Origin of the sequence: Pseudomonas sp. PA15(2017), assembly GCF_001945395.1 — a bacterium.
In the GTDB taxonomy this organism is placed as follows: Bacteria; Pseudomonadota; Gammaproteobacteria; order Pseudomonadales; family Pseudomonadaceae; genus Aquipseudomonas.
Genome location: NZ_MSXV01000002.1, coordinates 1 through 21,626, shown reverse-complemented (window position 1 = coordinate 21,626; position 21,626 = coordinate 1). Strand labels below are relative to the sequence as shown.

The window sequence follows — 21,626 nt, the reverse complement described above, 5'->3', positions numbered from 1 at the left end:
GGGTTACCAAGGCTACTTGAGCGCCTGCACCTCGCGGGTCAGCAGATCGATGAAGGCCTGGGCCAGGGGCGAACGTTCCTGGCGACGTTTGACCAGCCACACCGCGGTGGTGGCGTCGGTATCGGTCAGGGTGCGAAACACCACGCCATCGATACGAATGCGCCGAAACGACGCCGGCAACACCGAAACCCCAAGCCCCGCGGCCACCAGGCCGATGATGGTCAGCGCCTCGTGGGCCTCCTGGGTGATGCGCGGGGTGAAACCGGCCTGGCGGGCCAGGCTGAACAGCTGGCCGTACAGGCCGGTGCCGTAGCTGCGTGGGAAGAACACGAACGGCTGGTCGGCCAGTTCGGCCAGCGCCAGCCCGCCGTTGTGTTCGCCCGCCAGCGGATGCCCGGCATGCAGCAGCGCCACCAGCGGCTCGCGGAGCAACTCCACGGCATCCAGCTCGCCCGGCAGCTCCAGCGGGCGGATCATGCCGATCTGCAGCTTCTTTTCCACCAGCGCCTGGCAGACCTGGCTGCTGGTCATCTCCTGCAGGTCCAGGTGCACCGCCGCAAACGCCTGGCGAAAGGCGAACACCGCACGAGGAATGATCGACACGAAGGGCGCCGAGGCGGTGAAGCCGATTTGCAGCTCGCCGATTTCGCCCTGTTCGGCGCGGCGCACCACGTCCACCGACTTGCTGACCTGGGCCAGGGTCTGCCGCGTCTCCTCGAGAAACAGCCGCCCGGCATCGGTGAGCGCCACGTGGCGGTTGCTACGTTCGAACAGGCGAACCCCGAGTTCCTGCTCCAACGCCTGGATCTGCTGGCTCAGCGGCGGTTGGGAGATGCCCAGCAGGTCGGCGGCCCGGCCAAAGTGCAACTCCTCGGCAACCGCCACGAAATAGCGCAGATGACGCAGTTCCATGTTCGCTCCAATAGGTCGTAAAACGTATCGATCGTGTCGAATATTATATTGGAAAGAACTTGCTGGCCTACTTATCCTTGTGACCATTCCCAATAACAACAACCACCCGTGCCGGCATTCGCCTGTGCATGCGGCGGCGCTTCGCCTGGGAATCGAGTGTTAAAGAGGTCGTAATGAGTCAGCCTGTTCCCCACGCATCGGACGAGTGCGTCAGCACCCAAAATGAGGACCCTGCTCCCCGCAGCGCTCCACTGGAGCCCGTTTATATCCAGAAGGGCACCCGCGCCTTTCTGCGCACCATTCTCGCCATGTGCAGCGGCGGTTTCGCCACCTTCGCGCTGCTCTATTGCGTACAGCCGATGATGCCGATGCTGGCGCAGCAGTTCGATCTGAGCGCCGCACAAAGCAGCCTGATCCTCTCCGTGTCCACCATCACCCTCGCTCTGGGCCTGTTGATAACCGGGCCGCTGTCCGATGCGCTCGGCCGCAAGCCAGTGATGGTCGTGTCGCTGCTCGCCGCCGCCTTGTTCACCGTGGGCAGTGCACTGATGCCGACCTGGGAAGGCGTGCTGGTGATGCGCGCTTTGGTCGGCCTGGCGCTCAGCGGCTTGGCCGCCGTGGCCATGAGCTACCTGAGCGAGGAAATCGATCCGCTGCACCTGGGCCTGGCCATGGGCGTGTATATAGGCGGCAACGCCATCGGAGGCATGAGCGGGCGTCTGCTCAGCGGCGTATTGGTGGACTTCATGTCCTGGCACGCAGTGCTCGGCACCCTGGGTGGCCTGGGCCTTCTGGCCGGCGCCGCGTTCTGGCGCCTGCTGCCCGAGTCACGCAACTTCCGCCCACGCTCGCTGCGCCCGCGCAGCCTGCTGCAGGGTTACACCCTGCAATTTCGGGATGCCGGCCTGCCGTGGCTGTTCCTCCAGGGCTTCCTGCTGATGGGCGCCTTCGTGACCCTGTTCAACTACATCGGTTACCGGCTGATCGAGGCGCCGTTCAAGCTCGACCAGACCAGCATCGGCCTGCTGTCGATCGTTTACCTGTCGGGTATCTACAGCTCGGCGCAGATCGGCGCGCTGGCCGACAAGCTGGGCCGTCGCAAGGTGCTCTGGGCGGTGATCGGCCTGATGCTGGCGGGCCTGGTAATGACCCTGTTCAACGTGCTGCCGGTGATCCTGGTCGGCATGCTGCTGTTCACCTTCGGCTTCTTCGGCGCCCACTCGGTGTCGAGCAGCTGGATCGGTCGGCGCGCCACCCAGGCCAAGGGCCAGGCGTCGTCGCTGTACCTATTCTGCTACTACCTGGGCTCTAGTGTCGCCGGCACCCTGGGCGGGTTGTTCTGGCAGGCTGGCGGCTGGGACGGCCTGGGCCTGTTCATCGGCTCGCTGCTGCTGATTTCCCTGGCCGTGGCGCTGCACCTGTCGCGCCTGCAGGCATTGCCCATAGCGGCCGCGGCGCGCTGAACGAATCATGCATACCATGAAAAACGCCGGATTCCCGCGAGGGAATCCGGCGTTTTCGTTCAGGCCTGCTTCAGTTCATTACGGTGCGCTGCGGTAACCGCCGTACGATGGCGCCAAGCAGCATGCCGTACAGCGGCACGAACAGCGCCAGGCTGACCGCCAGCTTGATCACGTAGTCGACCACGGCGATCTCCACCCAATTGGCGGCCATGAACGGGTCACTGCTCTGCCAGAAGGCGATGGAGAAGAACGCCAGGGTGTCCATGGCCTGGCCGAACACGCTCGACGCGGCCGGGGCGACCCACCATTGCTTGAGCTGGCGCAGGCGGTCGAACACCTGGATGTCGAGCAGCTGGCCGAGCACATAGGCAAGGAAGCTGGCCAGGGCGATGCGGAACACGAACAAATTGAATTCGCCCAGCGCTGCCAGACCGCCGAACGCGCCCTCATGAAAAAGCACGGAAACGATGTAGGACGCGATCAACGCCGGCACCATCACCCGGGCGATGACCGCGCGCGCGGCGTGCTTGCCGATCAGCCGCACGGTGAGGTCGGTAGCCAGGAAGATGAATGGAAAGCTGAACGCGCCCCAGGTGGTGTGCCAGCCGAACAGGGTGATCGGCAGCTGCACCAGGTAGTTACTGGCGATGATGATGAGGATGTGAAACGCGATCAGCGCAGCCAATACGGTGCGGCTGACCGAGGCGGGAAGCAGGGTCATGGGGCGTCCTTTTTCGTGAAATGGGGTTAGGGAACCCATTGCCGCGACCGACATGGTCACGAGCGGCGCGCAGTTTAACGCCTGAGCCCACACCGGGACAGCCCGCCCGGCGGATAGAGGGCCTCTGGCTGGTGATGCTCGAAAGCAGAAGCGGACGGCGCGCAGAGCTTATTTTGTAGCAAGGGGCTTTAGCCCAGAGCTTTATCAGGGGCCAAAGAGCTCAGGGCTAAAGCGGATCGACGCCCGGCCCCTCCTACGAGATCGCGAAGAGCTGCTTACGCCACCACAGTCGCTTCGCCAACCCCGTCAGCCATTGCTGGCCAGTTGCGTGTCTTCCGGCATCACCCGGCGAGCCAGCTGGAAGTGCTTTTTCCAGTAACCATCGCTGAGCTTGTCGATGCGCACGTTGGTGCCGCGGCGTGGTGCGTGGATGAAGCGGTCGTTACCCAGGTAAATGGCCACGTGGTCGACACTGCGCCCGCGAATGCGAAAGAACAGCAGGTCACCCGGCTCGAGATCACCCTTGGCCACCCGAGGACCGTCGACGCGCGAGAGCGCGCGGGAGGTACGGGGCAGGTCGAGGTCATCGACCTGCTTGAACGCATAGTTGACCAGGCCGCTGCAGTCGAAACCATGTTCGAGGCTGGTGCCGCCCCAGCGGTACGGCGTGCCCAGGGCGGTCAGCGCCCGGTTGACCACGGCCTGGGAAGAGTTCGGGTCGACCTTGGCGGGTGCCACGACACGGCTGCTGCCGTCCTGCATGTGAACCCGGAAGCTGGCGGATGCATTATCAACCGCAGCACATAAGAGGGTGCTGCCTAACATCAGAGAGAGGATCAGTTTATTCAATTCGATGACCTTGGAAAGAAGACTCAAGCCGCCGCGAATCCCTTCCTGAAATCAGCCACTTGCAACCTAAACAATGAACTAAAACAGTGCTCCGCACGTCCCGTGGACGGACAGTTGAAAACTCTGCCAGGTTCATTTTTTCTGCTTTATGGCGACGAACGGTATGCACCGCCAGCAGCTTTCAAGTCGCAAGAATCGCCGCGTTGTCTGTTAGGGTTACAGCTCCCTCACGCACAAGGATCCTGCCGATGAAGCCCTTCAAGACCGTGATTACCGCCAGCCTGCTGGCCCTGAGCGCCAGCCTGTACGCCCAGGCCGAAGACGCCAGGTGCGCCAGCGTCAGCCTTGCCGACCCAGGCTGGAGCGACATCGCGGTCACCAACGGCGTCGCCAGCCTGCTGCTCGATGGCTTGGGCTATAAAGCGCAGACCCGCACCCTGGCCGTGCCGATCATTTTCGCCGGGCTGCAGAAAGGGCAGGTCGACGTGTTCCTCGGCAACTGGATGCCGGCCGGCCAGCACGACTACGACCGCTACGTGGCCAGCGGGCAGATCGACAAGGTGGTGGAGAACCTCGGTGGCACCGAATACACCCTGGCGGTGCCGACCTACGCCCATGAAGCCGGCGTAGAGGATTTCAACGACCTCGCCAAATTCGCCGACAAATTCGGCAAGAAGATCTATGGCATCGGTTCGGGCTCGCCAGCCAACGACTACATCCGCCAGATGATTGCCGGCAACGAGTTCGGCCTCGGCGACTGGAAACTGGTGGAGTCGAGCGAGCAGGCCATGCTGGTGCAGGTCGGCCGGGCGGTGAAGCGGGATGAGTTCGTGGTGTTCCTGGGCTGGACGCCGCACCCGATGAACGTGCAGTTCGACATGCAGTACCTCAAGGGCGGCGAGAAATTCTTCGGCAGCACCGGTTCGGTCAACACCCTGGCCCGCAAGGGCTTTGTTGCCGAATGCCCGAACGTCGGCAAGCTGCTGACCAACCTGAAGTTCACTCAGGAGATGGAAAACACCATCATGGACGACGTGCTCAACCGCAAGCTGGCCAACGCCACGGCGATCCGCAACTGGATCAAGGCCAACCCGCAGGTGCTCGATGGCTGGCTGGAGGGCGTGAAAACCCGCGATGGCGGTGACGGGCTGGCGGCGGTGAAAGCCAGGCTGTAGGCAAAAGGAAGCAGGCCGGCGAAGCAGGGCGCCGGCCTGCCGAACTCAATCGCGAACGAAGCGTAGCCCCACGCCGTCAGGGGTGACGCGCATGACTTCCATCTCCAGGATCGGCGCTTCGATGGGCAGGTCCTGCACCTGGCCGGTCACCCGTGTACCGGGCTCCAGGGCGGCCAGGTCGTCATGTTTGACGTACACGCCGCCATCGGAAAGGTCGCGGGTCTGGGCGACCAGCTCACCGAAGCTCGGATGGCAGATCTTGATGCGGCATTTCATCGGTGTACGGGGATGCTGACGCTGGTTGGCGGACATGTCCTGGCAGCCTCGAGAAAAATGTGCCCCGTTAATAACTCAAATCGCCGCACAAGCCCAGCGAAGCGGCGCCACGTTGCGAGGCGCCGCCACTTTCAGTACCAGCGCTCTTCGCCCTCGGGGCGCTTCTTGAAGCGCTTCATGCTCCACATGTACTGGCTGGGGTAGGTGCGTACGTACTTCTCCACCACGCCGCTCATGGCGGCCACGGCGGTATAGGTGTCTTCGCTGTACATGTCTTCCGGCGCGGCTTCGAGGATCACCTTGTAACCGGAACCGTCTTCCAGACGCACCGCGTGCAGGAACACGCCGACCGCCTTGTGCCCGGCGAGCATGCCCGGCACGAACTTGCTGGTCAGCGCAACGGTGCCGCAGAAGGGCACGAAGATACCCGCCGAGAGGCTCGGCTCCGGGTCGGCAGGAATGCCCACCGAGCCGCCCTTGCGCACTTCCTTGATGACGCTGAGGATACCTTCCTTGGTCGACGGTGCCACGCGGTTGCCTAACTGCACGCGCTGCTCGCGCAGCAGATCGTCGACCGCCTTGAGCTTGGGCGGACGGTAGAAAATGATCGGTTTGCACTGCGAGCAGTAGAAGTGGTTGAGCACTTCCCAGTTGCCCAGGTGACTGGTGATGCCGACCACGCCCTTGCCGGAGGCCAGCGCCGCCTCGAGCACTTCCAGGCCTTCGACCTCACGCACACGAGCCAGGGACTTGTGCGCCGGCCAGACCCAGGCGCAAGCGCTCTCGGTCAGGGTACGGCCGATATCGATGAGACTGCGGCCGACCAGTTTGTCGTGCTCGACGGCATTCAGTTCAGGGAAACACTTGGCGAGGTTGATGCGCACGACTTCGCGCGAGCCATTGGGCAACTTCCACATCAACCAGCCGATCATCGCACCCAACGACTGCACGGCGCGCCAGGGCAGGAGGGCGAACAAGCGCAGGGATCCGACCACCAGCGCGCCTTTGAGCTTTTCCACAAGCAGCTACCATTAAAAAGGGCGCGTATTGTAACCATTCGGGGACATCCTGACTGTTACATACACCGGCAGAAACGATGAAACGTTCAATAAAGCTGCGTTTTCAGGCGTTCCTGAAGCTGCCGTTCATAGGCCTGCACGTCGAACTGCGGATCCATTACCGCCTTGAGCAGGTCGCCGGCAGACGGCAGGCTGGCTCGCTCGACCTGCCGCTCGGCCTCCCACAAACCCGAGCGCACCGCCGCCTTGGAGCATTGGAAGTAGCAGGTATCGACATTGATGCGCAGCACGCTGCGCGGCAGTTTGCCTTGCGCCTCGCACAGCGCCAGCAGCGCGGGCTCCAGCGAGATGGTCGCACGACCATTGACCCGGAAGCTTTCGCCGACGCCGGGGATCAGCAACAGCAGCGCCACGTGGGGGTCGTGGATGATGTTGCGCAGGCTGTCGATGCGATTGTTGCCGGGGCGATCCGGCAGCAGCAGGGTGCGCTCGTCGAGAACGCGCACGAAGCCCGGTGCGTCGCCCCGCGGCGAGCAGTCCAGCCCGTCCGGACCGTGGGTGCCCAGCACCACGAATGGCGAGGCGGCCACCAGCGCCTGATAGGGCGCGCTCAGGTAGGACAGCTCCTTGCGCAGCGAGCGCTCGTGGGGCACGCCATACAGCGCCTGCAGTTGTTCGAGCGTATCGATGGTGGTGCTCATGGGTGGGCCTGCTGTTGCAGTTGGGCGTAGCGGTCGCAATCGCGGGTGTGGTCCATGACCATCCCGGTGGCCTGCATGAAGGCGTAGCAGATGGTCGGGCCGACGAAGGTGAAGCCGGCCTTCTTCAGCGCCTTGCTCATGGCCTCGGCTTCGGGCGTGACGGCCGGTACGTCGCCACGGCCCTCGAAATGGTTGATCTTCGGCTGGCCGCCGATGAACGACCAGAGCAGCGCTACCGGATCGTCCAGGCGCAGCCAGGCCTGGGCGTTCTTGCGTGCGGCCTGCAGCTTGAGGCGGTTGCGGATGATGCCGGGGTCCTGCATCAGGGTTTCGATGTAGGCGTCGCTCATCGCGGCCAGGCGCTCGGCATCGAAGCCGAACAGCACCTCGCGATACCGCTCGCGCTTCTTCAGCACGGTGATCCACGACAGCCCGGCCTGGGCACCTTCGAGCAGCAGCATCTCGAACAGGTGCTGGGGATCGCGTGACGGCACGCCCCATTCCCTGTCGTGGTAGGCCTGATACAGCGGATCGTCGTTACACCAGAAACAGCGGGGCATGGCAGTCGGCTCGGTGAGGGCGAGAGCAGACTATAACCGCGCATTGCCCCGACGGGCGCAATCCGCCTCGGGAATGCGCCGCGCCCGAAGCCGGCCACTCAGATCCTCGTGCGCATGAAGAGGCAGCTGCAAGGTAGAAGCGTCCGTTCGCCGATTCACTGTGGGAGCGCGCCATGCGCGCGAAAATCGCGGGCATGAACTAGGCGTCCCCGCCCGCTCCCACAATTGACCGCTGAAAGTCCGCTCTCGCCACCTTGCAGTCAAAATCGACGAGCCCGGGCTGAAAGATCATGGACGGGTTGTCAGGACTCGTCCGTCAGGTAGGCCGCCAGCTCGGGCGACACCTTGTCGATATCCACGGCGGCATGGTGCACGCTGCCGTCCTTGCCTTCGACGGTCAGCCACAGCCCGTCACTGACCCTGGCCTTGGCAGGGATCTGGATTTCCACTCGGCGGTCCCAGCGCTCGCCGCTGAACACCAGGCCGGCCGCCCGCAGCGAGCGCGGCTTGCGGATTTTCAGGTAGGCCGCGCGGATCTGCTCGTCGCAGCGCTCGCAAAAGCGCACGTCGAAGGCCTTGAAGGGCGTGCCCAGTACCTGATGCGGCGCCTTGCGCTCGGCCTGGGCGAGGGCGAACGACCAGGGCCCGACCTGACCAAGTACGGCTTCATCGCTATGCAGCGGTTTTGGCGCAGCGCTCAGCAGCAGGCCGAGCACCGCCACGGGCGCCAGCAACAGCAGCGCCGTGGCAGCGCGGCGCAGGCCGAGCAAGCGTTCGGCTGGTGGCGGCATAACCGGGTGCTTGTCGCGCCGCGCCGCCTTGGCAGGTTCGCGCGGCCCGGGCCACCTGGGCAGGTAGAACGCCAGCGCCACGCCGGCGACCGACAGCCAACCGAACCAGGCCGCCGCCCCGATGCTCCAGCCTAGCTGCCCCAGGCTCAGCGCCAGCGCCGCGACCAGCAGTAGCCAACCGAGAATGCGCAGCGCCTGCAGCCAGCGAGGCGAGAGCACGCGATGCAGCAGCTGCCGGCAGTGTTTTTCCATGGCCAGTGCCAGGGCGATGAAGCCGCCGAGACTGGCCAATAGGAGGGACAGATTGAGGATCATGCCGTACCTCCCGCCTGCAATGCCCAGCACAGCAACGCCGCCACGCCGGTGGGGATCAGCATGCCCAGCCAGGCACGGGTCACGCTGCGCACGCTGAACACCCAGATCACTGCCACGGCATACAGGGTGAAGCTGAGCATGGTGGCGGCCATCACGGCCTGGCTTTTCGGTAGCGGCCAGATCAGCGCCAGCAGCACGGTCAACGCCGAGGCCAACGCATAACCGCCCAATGCCGCGGCCAGTACCCGCGAGGCGACCGACCAGCGATAGGCGGCCATCGAACCCTTCTTCATGCCAGCGCCTCCTTGCCGGCCTGCATCGCAGCCGCGTCGGCTTTCAGCCAGCGGCGACGAATCTTCAGGGCGCCGTAGGCGAAAAGGACGGCCAGGCCGAACATGCTCAGGTCGAAGCCGGCCAGCACCCAGTCGCCCTCGACCAGCGTGACGCCCAGATGGCGGTCGGTGGTCAGGGCATTGATCAGCGGAATCAGGGCGTAGGCCGCTACCGCCATCCAGGCCATTTCCAGCCAGGCTTTCTTCAAGGGTCGCAGCGCGGCGTAGAGCAACAGCCAGCCCCAGGTCAGGAACAGGCAGTGCATTTCCCAGGCGGCGCGGTCGGCCATGCCCACCGGCAACAGGCGATTGGCCCAGAAGTAGGCGGCGACCGCGATCGGCAGGCCGACCAGGGTGCCGGCATTGAGCACCTCCACCAGACGCAGCCCGTAGGCGTCGAACAAGGCGGCGCCATCGTTGCGCTTGAGGTGCTGATTACGTCGTTTGACCGTCCACAATACCAGGCCGGTACCGATCATCCCGCAGCCCAGCAGACCGGCGACGAGGTACAGCCAGCGCAGCCACCAGTCGGCGAACAAGCCTTCGTGCAAACCGACCAGCATGCGGTGGACCTTGCCGGGGCCGTGGGTCTCGTCCGGGTAGACGGCGGGCTGTCCGTCGGCTGCAAAACTGAGTATCACCGGGTCATAGACGTTCACCGAGCCCTCTGTGACGCGCTGCACGTCGATCCGCGCCGGCTCGCCCTTGACCTGGCTGAGGGTCAGGCTGGCCACGCCCTGTCCGGGCCACTGCGCCTCGGCGCGCCGCACCAACTCCTCGAGTGACACCTGAGGCCGGCTGGCAGGCAGGTGCTCACGCTTGTCGCGGCTGAACAGTTCGTCGAACAACACGCGCTCTTGCAGTTTGCCGGGGCCGTACAACGCCGCCACGCCGGCCGGCATGTAGTTGAAGAGAAAGAACACCAGGCCGCTGTAGGTGATCATCAGAAAGAACGGCAGGGCCATCACACTGATCACGTTGTGCGCATCCAGCCAGGAACGCTGGCCCTTGCCGGGGCGGAAGGTGAAGAAGTCCTTGAAGATCTTCTTGTGGGTGACCACCCCGGTGAGGATCGCCAGCAGCATCAGCATGGTGCATACGCCGACGATGTAGATCGCCACCTCGTACGGCAGGTAATGCAGCGCGTAGTGCATCTCGTAGAGCGCCGCGCCGCCGCCGGTTTCCCGTGGCTCGACTTCCTGGCGTGGCAGGCCGGTGTGGGCGTCGAGCGTCTCGCTACCGCGCCGACCATAATCGTGGCCACGCTCGGGCAAATCCTCCCAGTCGATCGCCAGGCCCTGTTCGCCACGGGGTCGCAATGAGGTATGGGGCAGGGTGATGGTCCAGCTCTTGGCATTGCCGGCCACCTGCTCCAGGCGGGCGAGCGCGCGCTCGATCATCGGCCCGCGTTCCACGCCTTCCACCCGCACCTGCAGAGGCCGCTCCGGTTCCATCCAGCGGGTAATTTCATCGTCCACGTAGCCGGCAGTGCCCGTCACGAACACGAAGAACAGTACCCAGCCCACCACCAGCCCCGTCCAGGTATGCAACCACGCCATGGACTGGCGAAATCCTTCTTTCATCGATACACCTTGCCTGCTGCTGCGAACATGATCAGGCCCCCGGCCGCGGGGCGGCTGATCGACGACGGCTGCCGTTGTGCATCGCAAACGGCAGCGTTTCCCTATAAGACGCGCGAGCGCCGCCAAACCCGCAGGTCGGCCAGGCGGATTTTTCCAGCGCACGGGCAAGCGGCGTGAAAAACCATCGCCAGCGCCAGCAGCCTGCCATCACCCGTGTCGCGCTTTATTAGTCAAGACGGCGCAGCATGCGGGCTGCGCCTTGCTTCGGGTATACTCTCCGGCTTTCAGTCGCAGCCCCAACAGGTGAATTTTTCGTGAGCCAGACAACGCCTGCCGTGCGCACCTTCCAGGACCTGATCCTTGCCCTGCAACAATACTGGGCCGAACAGGGCTGTGTGGTACTGCAACCCTATGACATGGAAGTGGGCGCCGGTACCTTCCACACCGCCACGTTCCTGCGCGCCATTGGCCCGGAGACCTGGAACGCCGCCTACGTGCAACCATCGCGTCGCCCCACTGACGGCCGCTACGGCGAGAACCCCAACCGCCTGCAGCACTACTACCAGTTCCAGGTGGTACTGAAGCCGAACCCGGAAAATTTCCAGGAGCTGTACCTGGGCTCGTTGAAGGCCATCGGCATCGACCCGCTGGTGCACGACATCCGTTTCGTCGAAGACAACTGGGAATCGCCGACCCTCGGCGCCTGGGGTCTGGGCTGGGAAATCTGGCTCAACGGCATGGAAGTCACCCAGTTCACCTACTTCCAGCAGGTCGGTGGCATCGAATGCTACCCGGTCACCGGCGAGATCACCTACGGCCTCGAGCGCCTGGCCATGTATATCCAGGGCGTCGACTCCGTGTACGACCTGGTATGGGCCGACGGCCAGTTCGGCAAGGTGACCTATGGCGACGTGTTCCACCAGAACGAAGTGGAGCAGTCGACCTACAACTTCGAGCACGCCAACGTCGAGAAGCTGTTCGAGCTGTTCGACTTCTACGAAAGCGAAGCCAACCGCCTGATCGAGCTGGAGCTGCCGCTGCCGACCTACGAGATGGTCCTCAAGGCCTCGCATACCTTCAACCTGCTGGATGCCCGCCGCGCCATTTCGGTGACCGCGCGCCAGCAGTACATCCTGCGCGTGCGCACCCTGGCCCGCGCCGTGGCGCAGAGTTATCTGCAGGCCCGACGTCGCCTGGGCTTCCCGCTCGCCGCCGCCGATCTGCGTGATGAAGTACTGGCCAAGCTGGAGGCAGCAGAATGAGTGCGCTCGATTTTCTGGTTGAACTGGGCACCGAAGAGCTGCCACCCAAAGCCCTGAAAACCCTGGGCGAATCCTTTCTCGCCGGTATCGAGAAAGGCCTCAAGGCCGCCGGCCTGAGCTACCGTAGCGCGCGCTACTATGCCGCGCCGCGCCGCCTGGCCGTACTGGTCGAGCAACTGGCCACCGAACAGCCGGACCGCACCGTCAACCTCGACGGCCCGCCCGTGCAGGCCGCCTTCGACGCCGAAGGCAACCCGACCCAGGCCGCCCTGGGCTTTGCCAAGAAGTGCGGCGTGGAGCTGTCGGCCATCGACCAGAGCGGGCCGAAGCTGAAATTCAGCCAGCACATCCCTGGCCAGCGCGCCTACACGTTGCTGCCCGGCATCGTGGAAAACTCGTTGAACGAGCTGCCGATTCCCAAGCGCATGCGCTGGGGCGCCCGCAAGACCGAATTCGTCCGCCCAAGCCAGTGGCTGGTGATGCTGTTCGGCGATCAGATCGTAGACTGCGAGATACTCGCCCAGAAGGCCAACCGTTTCTCCCGCGGCCACCGCTTCCACGCCAACCATGAAGTGCGCATCTCCGCGCCCGCCATGTACGCCCAGGAGCTGCGCGCCGCTTATGTGATCGCCGACGGCGCCGAGCGCCGCGAGCAGATCGCCAAGCGCATCGAACAGCTGGCCGCCGAGCAGCAGGGCAGCGCCATCGTGCCGCCGGCCTTGCTCGACGAAGTCAGCGCCCTGGTCGAATGGCCGGTGCCGCTGGTCTGCTCCTTCGAGGAACGTTTTCTGGAAGTACCCCAGGAAGCGCTGATCACCACCATGCAGGACAACCAGAAGTACTTCTGCCTGCTCGATGCCGACGGCAAGCTGCTGCCGCGCTTCATCACCGTGGCCAACGTCGAGAGCAAGGACCCGAGCCAGATCATCTCCGGCAACGAAAAGGTCGTGCGCCCGCGCCTCACCGACGCCGAGTTCTTCTTCAAGCAGGACAAGAAGCAGCCGCTGGAAGCGTTCAACCAGCGCCTGGCCAACGTGGTGTTCCAGGCCCAGCTCGGCACCGTCTACGACAAGGCCCAGCGCGTCTCGGCCCTGGCCGGTTTCATCGCCGGGCGTATCGGTGGCGACGCCAAGCGGGGCGCGCGCGCCGGCCTGCTGAGCAAGTGCGACCTGGCTAGCGAGATGGTCGGTGAATTCCCGGAAATGCAGGGCATCGCCGGCTATTACTACGCGCTGAACGATGGCGAGCCGGAAGACGTCGCCCTGGCCCTGAACGAGCAGTACATGCCGCGTGGCGCCGGCGCCGAGCTGCCAAGCACCCTGACCGGTGCGGCGGTGGCCCTGGCCGACAAGCTCGACACCCTGGTCGGCATCTTCGGTATCGGCATGCTGCCCACCGGCAGCAAGGACCCGTATGCGCTGCGCCGCGCTGCCCTGGGCGTGCTGCGCATCCTCATCGAGAAGGGCCTGGAGCTGGACCTGGGCGCTACCGTCGAGTTCGCCGTGCGCCAGTACGCCAGCAAGGTCAAGGCCGCCGGCCTGGCCCCGCAGGTACTGGAGTTCATCTTCGACCGCCTGCGAGCGCGCTACGAAGACGAAGGCGTGGATGTGTCCGTCTACCAGGCCGTGCGTGCCGTGAACCCGCTGTCGCCGCTGGACTTCGACCAGCGCGTGCAGGCCGTACAGGCCTTCCGCAAGCTGCCTGAAGCCGAAGCCCTGGCCGCCGCCAACAAGCGGGTGTCCAACCTGCTGAGCAAGGCCGACGGGCAAGTGGCGAGCAGCATCGAAGCCCATTACTTCGATACGCCGGCCGAGTTCACCCTCAACGCCGCGATCCAGAAGGCCGACAACGCCGTGCAGCCACTGGCGCAATCGCGTCAGTACCGCGAGGCGCTGGCTCAGCTGGCTTCGCTGCGCACGCCGGTGGACGCCTTCTTCGAAGCGGTGCTGGTCAACGCCGAAGACCCCAAGGTTCGTGCCAACCGCTATGCGCTGCTGGCTCGTCTGCGTGGGTTGTTCCTGGGCGTCGCCGACATCTCGGTACTGGGCTAACGCACGAGGCGTCAGGTTTCAAGCTCCAGGTCGCAGGCTGAAACAGCCTGGCCCGGAGCCCGGAGCCTGAGGCCTGGACCTGTTTTATGAACCTGATCATTCTCGACCGCGACGGGGTCATCAATCATGACTCCGACGCCTATATCAAAAGCCTCGATGAATGGATTCCGATCCCCGGCTCAATCGAGGCCATCGCCGCACTGAGCAAGGCGGGCTGGACCGTGGCCGTGGCCACCAACCAGTCCGGCATCGCCCGCGGCTATTACCCGCTGAGCGTGCTGGAAGCCATGCACGCGCGGTTGCGTGAGTTGGTGGCGGAGCAGGGCGGTGAAGTCGGCCTGATCGTGCAATGCCCCCACGGGCCGGACGACGGCTGCGATTGCCGCAAGCCCAAGCCCGGCATGCTGCTCCAGATCGCCGCGCATTACGATGTGCCGCTGAGCGGAATCTGGTTCGTCGGCGACAGCGGCAGTGACCTAGATACCGCGCGCGCCGTCGACTGTCAGCCCGTGCTGGTAAAGACCGGCAAGGGTGAACGCACCCTGGCCAAAGCGCCCCTGCCTACCGGCACTCTGGTATTCGACGATCTGGCAGCCGTAGCTGCCCAGCTTCTCACTTGATAGCGCAGGCCCGCCTGCAACGGTAACCGCTCACATGTCGACAGTGCAGTTCTTCAGAACCTTCCTTTTCTACCTGTTGCTGTCTTCCAGCTCGTTCGTCTGGTGCATCATCAGCGTGTTCGTGGCGCCGTTCCTGCCATTCCGTGCGCGTTATCGTTTCGTGGTGCAGAACTGGTGCCGCTGCGCGGTGTGGCTGGCCAAGGTGGTTGCCGGCATCAAGTACGAGATCAACGGCAGGGAGAACATTCCCGAGCAGCCCTGCGTGATTCTCGCCAAGCACCAGAGCACCTGGGAGACTTTCTTCCTGTGCGCCTACTTCGAGCCGTTGAGCCAGGTGGTCAAGCGCGAGCTGCTCTACGTGCCGTTCTTCGGCTGGGCGATGGCGATGCTCAAGCCGATCGCCATCGATCGCAGCAATCCCAAGGCGGCGCTCAAGCAACTCGCCCAGCAGGGCCGTACGCGCCTGGAGCAGGGCGCCTGGGTGCTGGTATTCCCGGAAGGCACCCGCGTGCCGGATGGCCAGATCGGCAAGTTCTCCCGGGGCGGCACCGCCCTGGCAGTGAACAGCAAGCTGCCGGTGCTGCCGGTCGCTCACAACGCCGGGCAGTTCTGGCCCAAGGAAGGTTGGGGCAAGAAGCCGGGGACCGTGCAGGTCGTATTCGGCCCGGCGATGTACGCCGAAGGTGAAGGCCCACGGGCAGTCGCCAACCTCAACGACCGGGCTTTCGAATGGGTCAGCCAGGCGCAATGTGCAATCGGTGCCCTGAGTCCACAGGCCTCCGCCGTTGATACTTCCAACGATCTCGCTTGAATCCCGATCTGTGGATAACCTGTTGAGGAAATTCCCTTTTAATTGAGTTTTAGCCCGCAGAATACTGATAAATAAGGATTTTTATCGGTACCCGATCTGTCGATAAAGTGGGCATAAGTTTTTGCGCGGCACATGACGATGTTCACGCTGGCATCTCGCCTGAGGGGGGCTTAAACGGCTAAGCTGGCGCAACTTGTTGCAGAACGTGTTCACGGCCTGGCGAGCTATCGCGGTGCTGGCTGTGGCACGTTCTGAGAAACATGGCGAAACGGAGTTCGTATACATGCTTTCGATCTACCAGCTGAAACCCCGCTTTCAGAATCTTCTGCGCCCCCTGGTGCAACGTCTCTACGACCATGGCGTCACTGCCAACCAGGTGACGCTGGCCGCTGCGGTGGTGTCGGTGCTTATCGGCCTGCTGCTGGCAATCGTTCACGAACGCCTCTGGCTGTTCGCGCTGATCCCGCTGTGGATGATTCTGCGCATGGCCCTCAACGCCGTGGACGGCATGCTGGCCCGCGAGTTCGGTCAGCAATCGACCTTGGGCGCCTATCTCAACGAGCTGTGCGACGTGATCGCCGATGCCGCCCTGTTCCTGCCTTTCGCCTTGCTGCCTGGCGTGTCGCCGACCCTGGTCGTGGTGCTGGTGCTGTTCGCGCTGATCAGCGAGTACGCCGGCGTAATGGGCCCCATGGTGGGCGCCTCACGCCGCTATGACGGCCCGATGGGCAAGAGCGATCGCGCCTTCTGCTTCGGCGTGCTCGGTGCCGGGGTCGCCAGCGCGCTGCTGCCGCTGGGCTGGATCGATCCGATTCTGGCGGTGATCACCGCGCTGCTGCTGTACACCCTGTTCAACCGCGTCCGCCAAGGTCTGGCGCAAGCGTCTTCTTCTGCGCAACAGGAATGCCTCGATGACTGAAGTTCGCTGCAATACCTTCACGACCCACGACGGCGTAAGCCTGTTCTACCGCCATTGGCCCACGGCCGATAGTCTGCCGGGCGCAGCCCGTCGCGCCATCGTGATGTTTCATCGCGGCCACGAGCATGGCGGGCGCATGGCCCACCTGGTCGAGGAGCTGGGCCTGCAGGGCTTCGACTTCTTCGCCTGGGACGCCCGTGGCCATGGCGAATCGCCAGGAGAGCGGGGCGACAGCCCGAGCTTCGCCACCAGCGTGCGCGACGTGCAGACCTTCATCGACCATATCGCAATCACCTACGGTATCGACACTACGGACATGGTGGTGCTGGCTCAGAGCGTTGGCGCCGTGGTGATTTCCACCTGGGCCCACGACTACGCGCCAAGGATTCGCGCCCTGGTACTCGCTTCACCAGCCTTCAAGGTCAAGCTGTACGTACCCTTCGCTCGCCCTGGCCTGAAACTGATGCGCGCCTGGCGCGGCAATTTCTTCGTCAACAGCTACGTGAAGGCCAGGTTTCTCAGCCACGATCCGCAGCGCATTGCCTCCTTCGAGGCCGACCCGCTGATCAGCCGACCGATTTCGGTGAACATGCTGCTGGGCCTCTACGACGCAGCCGAGCGCGTGGTCGCCGATGCCCAGGCGATTCAGGTTCCCACCCAGCTGCTGATTTCTGGCAGCGATTTCGTGGTGCATCGCAAACCCCAGGAGCAGTTCTTCACGCGCCTGGGTAGCCTGGACAAGGAAATGCATATCCTACCCGGGTTCTTTCACGACACCCTGGGCGAGCGTGATCGTGGCCACGCCCTCAGCCGTATTCGCCGTTTCGTGCTCAAGGCGTTCGAGCAGCCGTTGCAGCGCCCTGCGTTGCTCGATGCCGATCGACTCGGCTGGAGCTGCGCCGAAGCCGAAGAGCTGGCGGCGCCGCTACCGAAAAACTCCCCGCGCGACCTTTACTGGCGCGCTACGCGGGCCAGCATGCGCCTTGGCAGCAACCTTTCCGCTGGCGTGAAACTGGGCTTCGAGACCGGCTTCGATTCGGGCAGCACCCTGGACTACGTGTACCGCAACACGCCAACCGGCAGCTCGCCGATTGGGCGGCTGATCGACCGCAACTACCTGAACTCCATCGGCTGGCGGGGCATTCGCCAGCGCAAGGTACACGCCGAGGAACTGCTGCGCCTGGCCATGGGCAAGTTGCGCGAGCAAGGTCGCCCAGTACGCATCGTCGACATCGCCGCCGGGCATGGGCGCTACATCCTCGAGTCGCTGGAGCAGGGTAGCGACAAGCCGGATTCGATCCTGCTGCGCGATTACAGCGACATCAACGTGCGCGACGGTGCGGCGCTGATCGAGCAGAAAGGCCTGGGCAGCATCGCCCGCTTCGTCAAAGGCGACGCCTTCGACAAGGCCGATCTGGCAGCGCTGGATCCCAAACCGACCCTCGCAGTGGTCTCGGGCCTTTATGAACTGTTCGCCAGCAACGCGATGGTCAGCGACTCGCTGGCCGGTCTGGCCAAGGCCGTGGAAGAGGGCGGATACCTTATCTACACCGGCCAACCCTGGCACCCGCAGTTGGAGCTGATCGCCCGCGCGCTGACCAGCCACCGCGGCGGCGAGGCCTGGGTGATGCGCCGCCGCAGCCAGGCGGAGATGGATCAACTGGTCGAGGCGGCCGGTTTTCGCAAGATCACCCAGCGCATCGACGAGTGGGGCATCTTCAGCGTGTCCCTGGCGCAGCGGGTGTCCTGATGATGCCCGCCGCGGTCGCCCGGGAAACCGGGCTATGGAAGCGCGGCGTAGTCTGGCTGCTGCTGCTCGCGCCGCTGTTCTTCGGCACCTATGGCTTCGCCAACTGGTTCACCGGCCAACGTGACGACGTCGGCAGCCTGGTGTTTGGCTGGGAGCGGCAGATTCCCCTGTGGCCGTGGACGATCATTCCCTACTGGTCGATCGACCTGCTCTACGGCCTGGCCTTCCTGCTACCGGCTACCCGTGCTGCGGTGGATCGCCTCGGCCTGCGACTGCTTACCGCGCAGGTAATCAGCATCACCTGCTTTGTGCTCTGGCCGTTGCGTTTCACCTTCGACCGACCGGCGCTGGATGGGCTGTTCGGGATGATGTTCGACGTGCTGATGGGCTTCGATAAACCCTTCAACCAGGCACCATCACTGCATATCACCCTGCTAGTGGTGCTCTGGGCGTGCTTTGCCCAGCACGCCAGCGGCCTATGCCGCGTGGTGGTGCACACCTGGTTTTTCTTGATCGGCCTGTCGGTGCTGACCACCTGGCAGCATCATTTCATCGACGTGCCGACCGGCATGCTCGCCGGCTTCCTGTGCCTGTGGCTGTGGCCAAGCGAAGGGCGCAGCCCGCTGTTCGCCTGGCGCTTGGCTGGTGATCCGAAGCGCTGGCGGCTGGCCCTGCGCTACGCCTTTGGCGCGGCTTCGTGCAGCGCGCTGGCGCTCCATTTCGGCGGCGCGGCCCTGTGGTTGCTGTGGCCGGCCTTGTCATTGCTGATGGTGGCGCTCAATTACGCGCTGTTCGGCGCTGCGGGTTTTCAGAAACGTGCCGATGGCCGCCTCAGCGCCGCCAGTAACTGGCTGTTGGCGCCTTATCTGGGCGCCGCCTGGATCAACTCCCGCGCCTGGACCCGCCAACACCCGCAGCCCGATGAAGTGGCGGATGGCGTATGGCTGGAGCGTATTCCCGCCGGGAACCAAGCGCAGCACTTCGCGGCCATCGCCGATCTCTGCGCCGAACTGCCCTGCCGGGTCGACGGCAAGGCCTACCGAGAACTGGCCAGCCTCGACCTGATCGCCCCCAGCAGCAAACACTGCCTGCAGGCTGCCGTGGCCATCGAAGATCTGCGGCGCCATGGGCCGCTGCTGGTGTGCTGCGCCCTGGGCTATTCACGCAGCGCCACCGCGATCGCCGCCTGGCTGCTGCACAGCGGTCGCTGCAGGAGCGTCGCAGAGGCCGTTTCGACGCTGCGCCAGGCTCGCGCACAGGTCGTACTGGGAAGCGCTCATTTACAGGCGCTGGAAGACCTTCCAGCGCCACCCTTATCCACAGACGCAAGCGTACTGCATGGCCAGTGAGATGCACCTCAGGCTGATCGCCGCCATGCTGCGCCGCGGTAAGGCCCTCGACCGCGTGTCCAGTGCCGTGAACCTGTTGGCACTGGTCATCGGTCTGGGCCCGTTGCTCGGTTTCATGGCGCTGAGTACAGGCGCGGCCGTGTGCATCGCGCTGCTGGTGTGCGGGCTGATCCAGAAGTATTACGCCCTGCGTGTCGCCCTTGATGCCGAGCTGTTCACCAGTCTGGCTGACGGGCCCGAGCAGCTGGAACGGCGCACCGCAGACCTCGACCAGGCGCTGGCGTCGCTGGGCCGCCAGGTCAGGCCCGCGCGTAGCTGGGAACAACGCAGCCAGGGGGCCGTGCGCCTGCTGCGTTGGCAGGCACTATGGCTGGCTCTGCAACTGTTGGTCGCCCTGGCAGCCATCGTGCTGATGCCGTGGCTTTCACACATTCGATTCGGATAAGGACGTTGTCATGCTCGCCTCGCTGGTCGCCTTTCTCATCACCTCTGGTGCGCGACTGCTCACCGGTGCCCGAGCCTTGTGGCTTGGCAGCACCGCGCAGCCGGTGCAGCGCATCTATTACGCCAACCACAGCAGCCACGGCGACTTCGTGCTGCTCTGGGCATCGCTGCCCGCCGAGTTGCGCAAGCGCACCCGCCCGGTAGCGGGCTCCGATTACTGGATGAAGGGCGCACTGCGCAGCTTCCTGATCCAGCGGGTGTTCAACGGTGTGCTGGTCGATCGCCAACGCAGCGACCCCGGCGCCAACCCGCTGCAGGCGATGCTCGATGCGCTGGGCGAGGGCGATTCGCTGATCGTTTTCCCCGAAGGCACCCGCAACCTCGAAGACGGCCTGCTGCCGTTCAAGAGTGGCCTCTATCACCTGGCCAAGGCGCGCCCGGATGTCGAGGTGATTCCGGTGTGGATCGCCAACCTCAACCGGGTGATGCCCAAGGGCCGTGCCTTGCCGCTGCCGCTGCTGTGCACCCTGAATTTTGGCGCGCCGCTGGGCATGGGTGAGGAGGAGGGCAAAGACGCCTACCTCGAACGTGCCCGTAGCAGCCTGCTGGCCCTTGCTCCCGAGGAGGCTTGAGATGGATCGTAATACCTTGCTGCTGTTCGCCGGTATCGGTGGCCTGCTGTTGCTCGCCAGCCTGATCGGCTGGTTGCTGAAGCTGCGTGCCGGCCCCGGCTCGCACTCGGTGATCGACAACCTCAACGCACGCATCAATGCCTGGTGGGCGATGGTGGCGGTGATCGGCTTCGCTTTCCTGTTCGGTAATATCGGCGTGGTGGTGCTGTTCTACTGCGTGTCGTTCTACGCCCTGCGCGAGTTCATGACGCTCACGCCCACTCGGCGCAGCGACTACCCGGCCCTGGTTGCCGCCTTTTACTTCGCGCTGCCAATGCAGTACCTGCTGATCGGCGTCGGCTGGTATGGCCTGTTCGCCATCTTCATTCCGGTCTACGTGTTTCTGCTGCTGCCGATTCTGTCGTCCCTGGGTGGTGATACCACACGCTTTCTCGAACGCACGTCCAAGGTGCAGTGGGGCCTGATGATCGCGGTGTACTGCATCTCCACCGTACCAGCGCTGCTGACCCTGGAGATCGCCGGCTATGAAGGCCGCAACCTGCTGCTGATCGCCTGGCTAGTGATCGTGGTGCAGATCTCCGACGTGCTGCAGTACGTGTGCGGCAAGCTGGCCGGAAAGCGCAAGATCGCCCCCAACCTGTCGCCGTCGAAAACCGTGGAAGGCTTCTTCGGCGGCGTGGCCCTGGCCACCCTGGTCGGCGCCTCGCTGTACTGGATCACTCCGTTCGCCTTCTGGCAGGCCGCCCTGTTCGCCCTGCTGGTGTGCCTGCTCGGCTTCGCCGGCGGCCTGGTGATGTCGGCGATCAAACGTGACCGTGGCGTGAAGGACTGGGGCCACATGATCGAAGGCCACGGCGGCATGCTCGACCGCCTCGACTCGGTATGCTTTGCCGCGCCGGTGTTCTTCCATATGGTGCGTTACTGGTGGGGCTGAGACGTTAAGCTATTGAAAGGAAATAAAAAAACCCGGCGCAACAGACTGTGTGAAAACCTAGCAGTCCGAGGGTGAGTTGAAGACAATGCCTCTATCGGTTGATAGGGGCATTGTCGTTTATGGGTTATATCCAGGGCGAAGGTCGCGGGCAAAGCAG

The 21,626-nt window shown here is 64.2% G+C and carries 22 protein-coding genes; 12 read left to right on the top strand and 10 right to left on the bottom strand.

The annotated features are described in order from the left end of the window. Positions 1 to 12: 12 nt before the first annotated feature. Positions 13 to 912: a LysR family transcriptional regulator gene (locus BVH03_RS00450; RefSeq protein WP_075959353.1), complete on the bottom strand. Its 900-nt coding sequence runs from the start codon at positions 910 to 912 to the stop codon at positions 13 to 15. A 173-nt stretch (positions 913 to 1,085) separates the two neighbouring features. Between BVH03_RS00450 and BVH03_RS00445 the strand changes: the two genes are divergently transcribed. Beyond that, entirely contained in the window at positions 1,086 to 2,375 is a 1,290-nt protein-coding gene (locus BVH03_RS00445; protein ID WP_075959352.1) for an MFS transporter, read from the top strand. A gap of 70 nt (positions 2,376 to 2,445) precedes the next feature. Here BVH03_RS00445 and BVH03_RS00440 read toward each other — a convergent pair whose 3' ends face one another. Beyond that, on the bottom strand, positions 2,446 to 3,096 hold the full coding sequence (locus BVH03_RS00440) for a 7-cyano-7-deazaguanine/7-aminomethyl-7-deazaguanine transporter (RefSeq protein WP_075959351.1): 651 nt from the start codon (positions 3,094 to 3,096) through the stop codon (positions 2,446 to 2,448). Positions 3,097 to 3,402: 306 nt separating this feature from the next. Further along, the gene (locus BVH03_RS00435) at positions 3,403 to 3,834 is read right to left on the bottom strand and encodes a C40 family peptidase (protein ID WP_371915324.1); all 432 of its coding nucleotides are present in this window, start codon (positions 3,832 to 3,834) and stop codon (positions 3,403 to 3,405) included. Between the two features lie 359 nt (positions 3,835 to 4,193). On the opposite strand from BVH03_RS00435, the gene choX reads away from it, so the two are divergent. Then, positions 4,194 to 5,120, top strand: coding sequence for a choline ABC transporter substrate-binding protein (gene choX, locus BVH03_RS00430; protein ID WP_075959349.1), 927 nt, complete (start codon positions 4,194 to 4,196; stop codon positions 5,118 to 5,120). A 45-nt stretch (positions 5,121 to 5,165) separates the two neighbouring features. Here the strand turns inward: choX and BVH03_RS00425 are convergent, their stop codons facing one another. The 7 genes from BVH03_RS00425 to BVH03_RS00395 all read right to left on the bottom strand — a co-directional run bounded on the left by BVH03_RS00425 (position 5,166) and on the right by BVH03_RS00395 (position 10,697). Then, positions 5,166 to 5,432: a PilZ domain-containing protein gene (locus BVH03_RS00425; RefSeq protein WP_075928990.1), complete on the bottom strand. Its 267-nt coding sequence runs from the start codon at positions 5,430 to 5,432 to the stop codon at positions 5,166 to 5,168. Between the two features lie 95 nt (positions 5,433 to 5,527). Further along, positions 5,528 to 6,415 carry a lysophospholipid acyltransferase gene (locus BVH03_RS00420; RefSeq protein WP_075959348.1) on the bottom strand — a complete coding sequence of 296 codons (888 nt, stop codon included), beginning with the start codon at positions 6,413 to 6,415 and terminating at the stop codon, positions 5,528 to 5,530. An 86-nt stretch (positions 6,416 to 6,501) separates the two neighbouring features. After that, positions 6,502 to 7,116: a pyridoxamine 5'-phosphate oxidase family protein gene (locus BVH03_RS00415; RefSeq protein WP_075959347.1), complete on the bottom strand. Its 615-nt coding sequence runs from the start codon at positions 7,114 to 7,116 to the stop codon at positions 6,502 to 6,504. After that, positions 7,113 to 7,676, bottom strand: a complete 564-nt coding sequence (locus tag BVH03_RS00410) for a DNA-3-methyladenine glycosylase I (RefSeq protein WP_075959346.1) — start codon at positions 7,674 to 7,676, stop codon at positions 7,113 to 7,115. Before BVH03_RS00410 ends, BVH03_RS00415 begins: the two co-directional genes overlap by 4 nt. Before the next feature lie 302 nt (positions 7,677 to 7,978). After that, positions 7,979 to 8,782, bottom strand: a complete 804-nt coding sequence (locus tag BVH03_RS00405) for a DUF3325 domain-containing protein (protein WP_075959345.1) — start codon at positions 8,780 to 8,782, stop codon at positions 7,979 to 7,981. Beyond that, positions 8,779 to 9,075 carry a DUF3649 domain-containing protein gene (locus BVH03_RS00400; RefSeq protein WP_075959344.1) on the bottom strand — a complete coding sequence of 99 codons (297 nt, stop codon included), beginning with the start codon at positions 9,073 to 9,075 and terminating at the stop codon, positions 8,779 to 8,781. The genes BVH03_RS00405 and BVH03_RS00400 overlap by 4 nt, the downstream gene beginning before the upstream one ends. Then, a complete protein-coding gene (locus BVH03_RS00395) occupies positions 9,072 to 10,697 on the bottom strand; it encodes a PepSY domain-containing protein (RefSeq protein ID WP_075959343.1) in 1,626 nt (541 codons plus the stop codon). Before BVH03_RS00395 ends, BVH03_RS00400 begins: the two co-directional genes overlap by 4 nt. A gap of 314 nt (positions 10,698 to 11,011) precedes the next feature. Here BVH03_RS00395 and glyQ point away from each other — a divergent pair, with 314 nt between their 5' ends. From glyQ to BVH03_RS00345, 10 genes are all read left to right on the top strand, one after another. Continuing rightward, positions 11,012 to 11,959, top strand: coding sequence for a glycine--tRNA ligase subunit alpha (gene glyQ, locus BVH03_RS00390; RefSeq protein WP_075959342.1), 948 nt, complete (start codon positions 11,012 to 11,014; stop codon positions 11,957 to 11,959). Further along, complete coding sequence (glyS, locus tag BVH03_RS00385; protein ID WP_075959341.1) at positions 11,956 to 14,010, top strand: glycine--tRNA ligase subunit beta; 2,055 nt, start codon at positions 11,956 to 11,958, stop codon at positions 14,008 to 14,010. The genes glyQ and glyS overlap by 4 nt, the downstream gene beginning before the upstream one ends. An 86-nt stretch (positions 14,011 to 14,096) precedes the next feature. Beyond that, positions 14,097 to 14,630 carry a D-glycero-beta-D-manno-heptose 1,7-bisphosphate 7-phosphatase gene (gmhB, locus tag BVH03_RS00380; protein ID WP_075959340.1) on the top strand — a complete coding sequence of 178 codons (534 nt, stop codon included), beginning with the start codon at positions 14,097 to 14,099 and terminating at the stop codon, positions 14,628 to 14,630. Positions 14,631 to 14,664: 34 nt separating this feature from the next. Beyond that, entirely contained in the window at positions 14,665 to 15,441 is a 777-nt protein-coding gene (locus BVH03_RS00375) for a 1-acyl-sn-glycerol-3-phosphate acyltransferase (RefSeq protein ID WP_075959339.1), read from the top strand. 283 nt (positions 15,442 to 15,724) lie between these two features. Then, positions 15,725 to 16,360: a CDP-alcohol phosphatidyltransferase family protein gene (locus tag BVH03_RS00370; protein ID WP_075959494.1), complete on the top strand. Its 636-nt coding sequence runs from the start codon at positions 15,725 to 15,727 to the stop codon at positions 16,358 to 16,360. Next, positions 16,353 to 18,110 carry a bifunctional alpha/beta hydrolase/class I SAM-dependent methyltransferase gene (locus tag BVH03_RS00365; protein ID WP_075959338.1) on the top strand — a complete coding sequence of 586 codons (1,758 nt, stop codon included), beginning with the start codon at positions 16,353 to 16,355 and terminating at the stop codon, positions 18,108 to 18,110. The genes BVH03_RS00370 and BVH03_RS00365 overlap by 8 nt, the downstream gene beginning before the upstream one ends. Next, on the top strand, positions 18,110 to 19,459 hold the full coding sequence (locus BVH03_RS00360) for a phosphatase PAP2/dual specificity phosphatase family protein (RefSeq protein WP_075959337.1): 1,350 nt from the start codon (positions 18,110 to 18,112) through the stop codon (positions 19,457 to 19,459). The genes BVH03_RS00365 and BVH03_RS00360 overlap by 1 nt, the downstream gene beginning before the upstream one ends. Then, positions 19,449 to 19,904: a hypothetical protein gene (locus BVH03_RS00355; RefSeq protein ID WP_075959336.1), complete on the top strand. Its 456-nt coding sequence runs from the start codon at positions 19,449 to 19,451 to the stop codon at positions 19,902 to 19,904. The genes BVH03_RS00360 and BVH03_RS00355 overlap by 11 nt, the downstream gene beginning before the upstream one ends. A 10-nt stretch (positions 19,905 to 19,914) precedes the next feature. Next, positions 19,915 to 20,535 carry a lysophospholipid acyltransferase family protein gene (locus BVH03_RS00350; RefSeq protein ID WP_075959335.1) on the top strand — a complete coding sequence of 207 codons (621 nt, stop codon included), beginning with the start codon at positions 19,915 to 19,917 and terminating at the stop codon, positions 20,533 to 20,535. 1 nt (position 20,536) lies between these two features. Then, positions 20,537 to 21,469, top strand: coding sequence for a phosphatidate cytidylyltransferase (locus tag BVH03_RS00345; protein WP_075959334.1), 933 nt, complete (start codon positions 20,537 to 20,539; stop codon positions 21,467 to 21,469). Positions 21,470 to 21,626: the final 157 nt, after the last annotated feature.

Coding starts and splice junctions, on each gene's coding strand:
- BVH03_RS00370 (WP_075959494.1), top strand. CDS start 15,725: ATGCTTTCGATCTACCAGCTGAAACCCCGCTTTCAGAATCTTCTGCGC.
- gmhB (WP_075959340.1), top strand. CDS start 14,097: ATGAACCTGATCATTCTCGACCGCGACGGGGTCATCAATCATGACTCC.
- BVH03_RS00445 (WP_075959352.1), top strand. CDS start 1,086: ATGAGTCAGCCTGTTCCCCACGCATCGGACGAGTGCGTCAGCACCCAA.
- BVH03_RS00360 (WP_075959337.1), top strand. CDS start 18,110: ATGATGCCCGCCGCGGTCGCCCGGGAAACCGGGCTATGGAAGCGCGGC.
- BVH03_RS00350 (WP_075959335.1), top strand. CDS start 19,915: ATGCTCGCCTCGCTGGTCGCCTTTCTCATCACCTCTGGTGCGCGACTG.
- BVH03_RS00410 (WP_075959346.1), bottom strand. CDS start 7,676: ATGCCCCGCTGTTTCTGGTGTAACGACGATCCGCTGTATCAGGCCTAC.
- BVH03_RS00355 (WP_075959336.1), top strand. CDS start 19,449: ATGGCCAGTGAGATGCACCTCAGGCTGATCGCCGCCATGCTGCGCCGC.
- BVH03_RS00425 (WP_075928990.1), bottom strand. CDS start 5,432: ATGTCCGCCAACCAGCGTCAGCATCCCCGTACACCGATGAAATGCCGC.
- BVH03_RS00405 (WP_075959345.1), bottom strand. CDS start 8,782: ATGATCCTCAATCTGTCCCTCCTATTGGCCAGTCTCGGCGGCTTCATC.
- BVH03_RS00395 (WP_075959343.1), bottom strand. CDS start 10,697: ATGAAAGAAGGATTTCGCCAGTCCATGGCGTGGTTGCATACCTGGACG.
- BVH03_RS00365 (WP_075959338.1), top strand. CDS start 16,353: ATGACTGAAGTTCGCTGCAATACCTTCACGACCCACGACGGCGTAAGC.
- choX (WP_075959349.1), top strand. CDS start 4,194: ATGAAGCCCTTCAAGACCGTGATTACCGCCAGCCTGCTGGCCCTGAGC.
- glyS (WP_075959341.1), top strand. CDS start 11,956: ATGAGTGCGCTCGATTTTCTGGTTGAACTGGGCACCGAAGAGCTGCCA.
- BVH03_RS00375 (WP_075959339.1), top strand. CDS start 14,665: ATGTCGACAGTGCAGTTCTTCAGAACCTTCCTTTTCTACCTGTTGCTG.
- BVH03_RS00440 (WP_075959351.1), bottom strand. CDS start 3,096: ATGACCCTGCTTCCCGCCTCGGTCAGCCGCACCGTATTGGCTGCGCTG.
- BVH03_RS00415 (WP_075959347.1), bottom strand. CDS start 7,116: ATGAGCACCACCATCGATACGCTCGAACAACTGCAGGCGCTGTATGGC.
- BVH03_RS00400 (WP_075959344.1), bottom strand. CDS start 9,075: ATGAAGAAGGGTTCGATGGCCGCCTATCGCTGGTCGGTCGCCTCGCGG.
- BVH03_RS00345 (WP_075959334.1), top strand. CDS start 20,537: ATGGATCGTAATACCTTGCTGCTGTTCGCCGGTATCGGTGGCCTGCTG.
- BVH03_RS00450 (WP_075959353.1), bottom strand. CDS start 912: ATGGAACTGCGTCATCTGCGCTATTTCGTGGCGGTTGCCGAGGAGTTG.